The following is a 1075-nucleotide window of genomic DNA, read 5'->3' on the forward strand; positions in this document are numbered from 1 at the left end:
CGTCGGCCAAAGTGCTGACGCTTCCCATCAAGCCGTCGAAATCTATGGGGGAGTGGGCACGTTCGATCGGAATCTGGTCGCCGTCTTTCAGCGTCTCTCCGCCGGTGTAAGCCGGGCCGAGTTCGATGTGGCGATCGCTGATCACCGATGGATTGAGGACATAGGCCGAGGCGTCGGCGGGCAGGTCCACGGAGTTGGGCATCGACATCGCTACTCGAACAGAAGTTCCGCGAGGTTCCACCGACGTGACCGTCCCGACGCCGACTCCGAGGACGGTGACCTTGCTTCCCTCGTAGATTCCGCCGACGTAGCTGAAATCGGCGTAGACGGTCTTGGACTGATCCGTTCGTCCGAAGATGTACCAACCGGGGAGTGCAATCGCCAGGGTCACGACCAGCATGGCCGTGACGGCTTTTCGTGTATTCACTTGCAGCCCTCCATGATGCCGAGCGCGCAGAGCAGATTGTCCGGGATCACGGCGGCCGGCGCGTTGACGTCGGTCCAATTGCCGGTGCCGGTGGAATCGGTGACCGAACGCAGCGCGGAAGGAAGACGAGTCAACAGCAGGTCGATCTGATCTGCGTTGTTCTTCAGCGTGGTGGTGACCTCGACGAGGTTGTCGGTCATGGCTCCGAACTCGTCCTGACGATCGACGAAAGTGGTGGAGAGCTTCGAGATGATGATTGTCAGGTTGTCGACCAGCTGAGTCAGTGCGTCCTTGCGCATCGCAAGAGTACGAACGATCGTCTGAGCATTGGCCGCAGTACCGACTATCGAATCGGTTTGTGCCGCAGCCATGTCCGACAGCTCGCGGGACATGATGAGAATCTGGTCGATCTGTTCACTGTTCTGCGCGAAAGCCGCCGAGGCGCCGCTGATTCCGGCCAGAGCCCGGCCCACCTGATCGGAATCAGTTGGAATCACCTGCGAAAGGGTGTTCATCATGGACTCCATCGCCTGTAGGTCGACGCCGGTGGCCGCAGTGGTGGCATCACTGCTGACGTCGTCGAGGCTGTACGGCACGGTTGTGCGGGAGAGCGGGATGACCCGCGCATCGGAGTCGTCGACGACTCCG

The 1075-nt window shown here is 60.7% G+C and carries 2 protein-coding genes; both read right to left on the reverse strand.

Annotated elements, in window-relative coordinates; genetic code table 11:
- On the reverse strand, positions 1-427 hold a 427-nt coding region (locus ABX74_RS06825), incomplete at its 3' end, for an MlaD family protein (RefSeq protein WP_144419555.1).
- Positions 424-1075, reverse strand: a 652-nt coding sequence (locus ABX74_RS06830; RefSeq protein ID WP_047888473.1) for an MCE family protein, incomplete at its 5' end; no start/stop codon positions are given. The genes ABX74_RS06825 and ABX74_RS06830, both read right to left, overlap by 4 nt.

It is taken from the genome of Rhodococcus sp. ARP2 (assembly GCF_001029585.1).
In the GTDB taxonomy this organism is placed as follows: domain Bacteria; phylum Actinomycetota; class Actinomycetes; order Mycobacteriales; family Mycobacteriaceae; genus Rhodococcus_F; species Rhodococcus_F erythropolis.